Source organism: Microbacterium sp. K41 (assembly GCF_004794395.1).
Classification (GTDB): domain Bacteria; phylum Actinomycetota; class Actinomycetes; order Actinomycetales; family Microbacteriaceae; genus Microbacterium; species Microbacterium sufflavum.
The window spans coordinates 1-5575 of the sequence record NZ_SSDO01000325.1 but is presented as its reverse complement, the minus strand read 5'-3'; the positions used below and the strand labels follow the sequence as shown (position 1 = coordinate 5575).

Sequence of the window (5575 nt, the reverse complement as noted above, 5' to 3'; positions counted from 1 at the left end):
GCGACCGCAGCGCGGTCCGACCGGGCGGAGGCGAGTGCCGGAGCGGCGGAGGCCGATGCGACGGGGAGGACGATGGCGCCGGCGGCGAGGACGAGGGCGGCGGAAGCGCGGGCGATCCTGGAGAGGGCCATGCACCGAGGCTACCCAGCGACGGCCGCGGACCCGCATCGCGCCTCGGTAAACTGGGGGAGACTTCCAAGGAGCCCCGCACATGACTGACGCGTCCGCCGCGCCCGAATCGGCCACGACCGACTCTTCCCCCGAGGACGACGTCCACGAGCAGAAGGCGGTGCGACTCGCCAAGCGCGAGCGCCTGATCGCCCGACGCTCGGATGCGGGGGGCGGCGCGTTCCCCGTGGGCGTGCCGGTGACCCACTCGATCCCCGCCCTGCGTGCGGAGTACGGCGAGCTGGAGGCGGGCGCGGAGACCGGTGTCGTGGTCGGGGTGGCTGGCCGCGTGGTCTTCAGCCGCAACACGGGCAAGCTCTGTTTCGCGACGCTGCAGGCCGGCGACGGCAGCCGCATCCAGGCGATGGTCTCGCTCGCGAACGTGGGCGAGGAGTCGCTGGCCGACTGGAAGGAATACGTCGACCTCGGCGACCACGTGTTCGTGCACGGCGAGGTCATCTCGAGCCGCCGCGGAGAGCTGTCGATCATGGCGGACGACTGGGCGATCGCGTCGAAGGCCATCCTGCCGCTGCCGAACGCCTATGCGGAGCTCAGCGAGGAGGGCCGCGTGCGCAGCCGCTACCTCGACCTGATCGTGCGCGAGCAGGCCCGCACGACCGTCCGGGCGCGCGCCGCCGTGAACGCCAGCCTGCGGGCGACGTTCGCGAGCCACGACTACCTCGAGGTCGAGACCCCGATGCTGCAGGTGCAGCACGGTGGGGCGTCGGCGCGTCCGTTCGTCACGCACTCGAATGCGTTCGACACCGAGCTCTACCTGCGCATCGCTCCGGAGCTGTACCTCAAGCGGGCCGTGGTCGGCGGGATCGAGCGCGTGTTCGAGATCAACCGCAACTTCCGCAACGAGGGCGCCGACTCGACGCACAGCCCGGAGTTCGCGATGCTCGAGGCCTACCAGGCCTACGGCGACTACAACCAGATGGCCGCCCTCACGCAGGAACTCGTGCAGCAGGCGGCGATCGCGGTCTCCGGCTCGACGACCGTGACCTGGGCGGACGGCACCGAGTACGACCTCGGCGGCGAGTGGGACCGCATCTCCATGTACGAGTCGCTGTCGGCGGCGTCGGGTCGCACGGTGACGCCGCAGGACGCGGTGGAGGACCTGATCTCGTTCGCGCAGGCCCACGGTGTGGACGTGCCGCCGCAGGCCACGCACGGCAAGCTGGTGGAGGAGCTCTGGGAGCACTTCGTGAAGGGCGACCTGGTGCGCCCGACCTTCGTGATGGACTTCCCCGTCGACACCTCGCCCCTCGTGCGCGAGCACCGCTCGATCGCGGGTGTCGTGGAGAAGTGGGACCTCTACATTCGCGGGTTCGAGCTCGCGACGGGGTACTCGGAGCTGGTCGACCCGGTCATCCAGCGGGAGCGGTTCGAGGAGCAGGCGAAGCTCGCGGCCCGTGGCGATGTCGAGGCGATGCCGATCGATCAGGAGTTTCTGCGGGCACTCGAGCACGGCATGCCGCCGTCCGGCGGCATGGGGATGGGGATCGACCGTCTGCTGATGGCCATCACCGGCCTGGGCATCCGCGAGACCATCCTCTTCCCCCTCGTGAAGTGACCGGCACCCGTTCATCGGCGGGTCCGTCCGCGGAAGGCCCAGTCGGGTAGCGCCTCCTCGGCGATCAGCCTCTCGAGGAGCAGGGCGAGGCTGTACTCCCGATCGATGTCGCGCGCGAGCTCGACGTAGCGACCGGCGTGCGTGGCGCGGCCGAGTGCCCACGACAGCCACGCCGCTGCGGTGAGGGGCGCGGGTCGCGCCGTGCGTGGTGCCCTCGCTGCGGCATGACGCACCACCTGCAACGCGCTGCGGAGCCGATTCGGATCGGGTGTGGGTCCGCGGCCGACGAACACCCGCCCGAGCTCGTCGGGGATCGGGCTGCCCGAGGCGGTGAAGGCGAGCTGCGCCTGGAGCGCACGGATACCGCCCTCTCGATCGCTCGCCCACTGCGCAAGGGCGGCGTCGCGGAGCGCGGGGCGCTGAAGGCACCAGAGCAGCGCCGCCCAGGCGAAGGGCGGGATCGTGTCCGGGCCTTTCAGCACCGCTTCGAAGAGCCCGGGGAGGTCGTCCAGCAGCGCGAGCGCGGCGAGCGCCTGCGGATCCTCCCGACCGGACACGCGGCCCTTCCCGTCCAGCGCGCCGCGGAGCCCGGTCAGCGCGCGCTCGACGCGCTGGCGCTCGGGTGCCCCCACGCGCGGAACCCGGGCTCCCGCGAGCTGGTCGCCGGACACGTCGCCGATCGAGGGGTGCGCGGGCGTGGGGCCGATCTCGGCGAGCGGCTTCAGCGTCGGCTCCCGGTCGAGGTAGCTGCTCCACCCGCCCGGCGTCACGCAGAGAGCATCCATCACTCGCATGCGCGCACCGCGCAGGCCGGCGAGAAGATGATCCACCACCACGGCGCCGGGCAGCACCAGGCCGTCCGCCGTCGTGACGCTCTCCTCGTCCGTGTACACGACGACGGCGGCGCCGTCCGTGCCGCGGACGCGCTGCAGGAGCCGCACGGCCGAGGCGGCGTAGCGGCCGGGGGGCATCGCGTCGTCGGGCGGGTCGAGCCGCATCGCCCCGTCGGTGCGGGAGCCGCGGAACGGCAGGAGCACGATGCTCCGGCGCGGAGTGAACCCGGCGAGGGTGGGGACGATGCCCAGGAACTGGGCGGAGTCGGAGGCGTTGAGCACGGTGGTCATCCCGAGAGCATCGCCCGGTCGGCATCGCGTGGCGGGCCGCGAACCCGCAGTCGGGGGAGCATTCGTGGGAACCGGGCTCTGTGGAGGAGACCCTCGCGTACCATGGAGTCATGGACAACTTCTGGCTCGCCGCGGCATGGTCGCTCCTGCCGACCATCGGAGTCAGCATCGTGTTCGTCGTCGTCCTCCGCGGCATCCTGCGCTTCGACCGCACCGAGCGGAAGGTGCACGCCCAGATCGAGGCCGAGGAACGCGCCGCGCGCGGACTCCCGCCGCGCACCTGAGTCCGACCCATCCGCTACTGTGAAGCGAGCGTGCCTGGTCTGGCGCGCACCGGGGTCATGACCCCTGATGCGGGCGAGGGGGTGCGATGACAGCCTGGACCTGGGGCTGGTGGTTCGCGGTCTTCCTCCTGCTCCTCGACATCACGATCCGCGTCACCGCGATCATCGTGATCCCGCGCAACCGGCGTCCCACGGCAGCGATGGCGTGGCTGCTGGCGGTGTTCTTCATCCCCTTCGTCGGCGTGTTCCTCTTCCTCCTCATCGGCAACCCGCGACTGCCGCGGGCCCGCCGCCGCAAGCAGGACCAGATCAACGAGTACATCGCCGAGACCAGCGAGCACCTGCACTTCGGCACGCTGCGTCCGAACGCCCCCGCGTGGTTCGGACCGATCGTGCAGATGAACCAGCGCCTCGGAGCCCTCCCGCTCTCCGGTGACAACGGCGCGCACCTGATCTCCGACTACCAGGAGTCGCTCGACGAGATGGCGGAGGCGATCCGCACCGCCCAGGACTACGTGCACGTCGAGTTCTACATCCTGCAGTCCGACGAATCGACCGACAACTTCTTCCGCGCGCTCGAAGAGGTCGCGGCACGCGGGGTCGCGGTGCGCGTCCTGCTCGACCACTGGGCCAACCGGGGCAAGCCGCGCTACCGCCAGACCGTCGCGCGACTCAACGCGATGGGGGCCGACTGGCACCTGATGCTGCCCGTGCAGCCGCTCAAGGGGAAGATGCAGCGCCCCGACCTGCGCAACCACCGCAAACTGCTCGTCGTCGACGGGAACATCGCGTTCCTCGGGTCGCAGAACATCACCGACTCGACCTACAACCTGCGCAAGAACATCCGCCGCGGACTGCACTGGGTCGACCTCATGGTGCGCCTCGACGGCCCGGTCGTGCTGAGCGTGAACGCCATCTTCCTGAGCGACTGGTACAGCGAGACCGATGTGGTCCTCCAGGAGATCGACATCGCGCACGCCAACATCGGCTCCGGCGATCTGGACTGCCAGGTCGTGCCGTCCGGTCCGGGGTTCGAGGTGGAGAACAACCTCCGGCTCTTCCTCGCGCTGCTGTACGCGGCGAAGAAGCAGATCATGATCATCAGCCCGTACTTCGTCCCGGACGAGGCGCTGCTGCTGGCCGTCACCGCAGCGGTCGATCGCGGCGTCCAGGTCGGGCTGTTCGTCTCGGAGGAGGGCGACCAGGCGATGGTCTACCACGCCCAGCGCAGCTACTACGAGGTGCTGCTGCGGGCGGGGGTGCGCATCTGGATGTACCGCAAGCCCTACATCCTGCACACCAAGAGCCTCACGATCGACGACGAGGTGGCGGTGATCGGCTCGAGCAACATGGACATGCGCTCGTTCGGCCTCAACCTCGAGGTGTCGATGCTCGTCCGTGGCGAGGAGTTCGTCAGGGAGATGCGCGAGGTGGAGGACAAGTACCGGTCGCTCAGCCGCGAGCTCACGCTCGAGGAGTGGATGCAGCAGCCGCTGCGGTCCACCGTGCTCGACAACCTGGCGCGGCTCACCTCGGCGCTGCAGTGACCGGCCCCGCGCGCCGAGCCCCGTAGGCAGGGGAGGATGCCGCGAGTACCCTGAGGGCATGACTCCTCGCCGGCTCCTCCTCGTCGCGTCCTCCGCGCTCGCCGCGGCCCTGCTCCTCGCCGGGTGCACGGTGGGTCCGGGCAACACCGCCCCGAACTCGACATCGGAGCCGTCGAGCGGTCCGGGCAACGCGGGCGACGGCGACGATTCGGGCGACCTGGAGGGCGCACTGCTCGACGACGGGCGCATGTTCGCGGTCGTCAGCTGGGGTTCCTCCACGTGCCTGCCCCAGGTCGACCAGGTCTCCGCAGAGGGCCAGACGGTGTCGGTCACGCTGGTCGAACCCGAGGGCGACGGCGCGACGGAGAAGGCGTGCACGGCGGATCTCGCTCCGCGCGCGAGCGTCGGCGCGCTGCCGCAGGGCGTGGATCCGACCAAGGACATCACCCTCCAGGTGACCTACGGGGACGTTTCCGATGACATCGACCTCGACGGCGACCCGGACGCGACCGGGACCCCCGGCGACCCGACGTCGTACGAGCCGTCCGCGGGATGGTTCGACGACGGCGGGCTGGTGCTGCTGACGTGGGGCTCGTCCGGATGCCCGCCCGTCGTGGAGTCGGCCGAGGGCTCGGGCTCCGCGGGCACGGTCACCTTCGTCACCGACGACACCCAGGTGTGCACGATGGACATGGCCCCGCGCGCGACCGTGATCGAGTTCCCCGAGGACGACGTGGACGACGACGCGCCGTTCACCCTCACGCTCGTGGGCGGCGGACTCGACGGCACGGTGCAGGTGCGCTGACCCCGGCGCCGCCCCGTCAGAGGATGTGCACGGGGTGGCCGGCGGGCAGCGCCAGCAGCAGGGCGCCCGGG

5 protein-coding genes are annotated in these 5575 nt (G+C 70.8%); 4 read left to right on the top strand and 1 reads right to left on the bottom strand.

The window, feature by feature from the left end; all coding sequences use genetic code 11:
• Positions 1-211 precede the first annotated feature (211 nt).
• Complete coding sequence (lysS, locus tag DW309_RS09390; RefSeq protein ID WP_136029575.1) at positions 212-1744, top strand: lysine--tRNA ligase; 1533 nt, start codon at positions 212-214, stop codon at positions 1742-1744.
• 11 nt (positions 1745-1755) lie between these two features.
• Here lysS and DW309_RS09385 read toward each other — a convergent pair whose 3' ends face one another.
• Entirely contained in the window at positions 1756-2868 is a 1113-nt protein-coding gene (locus DW309_RS09385; protein ID WP_136045220.1) for a DUF4192 family protein, read from the bottom strand.
• A 110-nt stretch (positions 2869-2978) separates the two neighbouring features.
• On the opposite strand from DW309_RS09385, the gene DW309_RS19520 reads away from it, so the two are divergent.
• The 3 genes from DW309_RS19520 (at position 2979) to DW309_RS09375 (ending at position 5504) form a co-directional block, all read left to right on the top strand.
• On the top strand, positions 2979-3152 hold the full coding sequence (locus DW309_RS19520; protein WP_168387235.1) for a hypothetical protein: 174 nt from the start codon (positions 2979-2981) through the stop codon (positions 3150-3152).
• Between the two features lie 86 nt (positions 3153-3238).
• Positions 3239-4699, top strand: coding sequence for a cardiolipin synthase (cls, locus tag DW309_RS09380; RefSeq protein ID WP_136045219.1), 1461 nt, complete (start codon positions 3239-3241; stop codon positions 4697-4699).
• Positions 4700-4757: 58 nt separating this feature from the next.
• On the top strand, positions 4758-5504 hold the full coding sequence (locus tag DW309_RS09375; protein ID WP_136045218.1) for a hypothetical protein: 747 nt from the start codon (positions 4758-4760) through the stop codon (positions 5502-5504).
• Positions 5505-5575 lie beyond the last annotated feature (71 nt).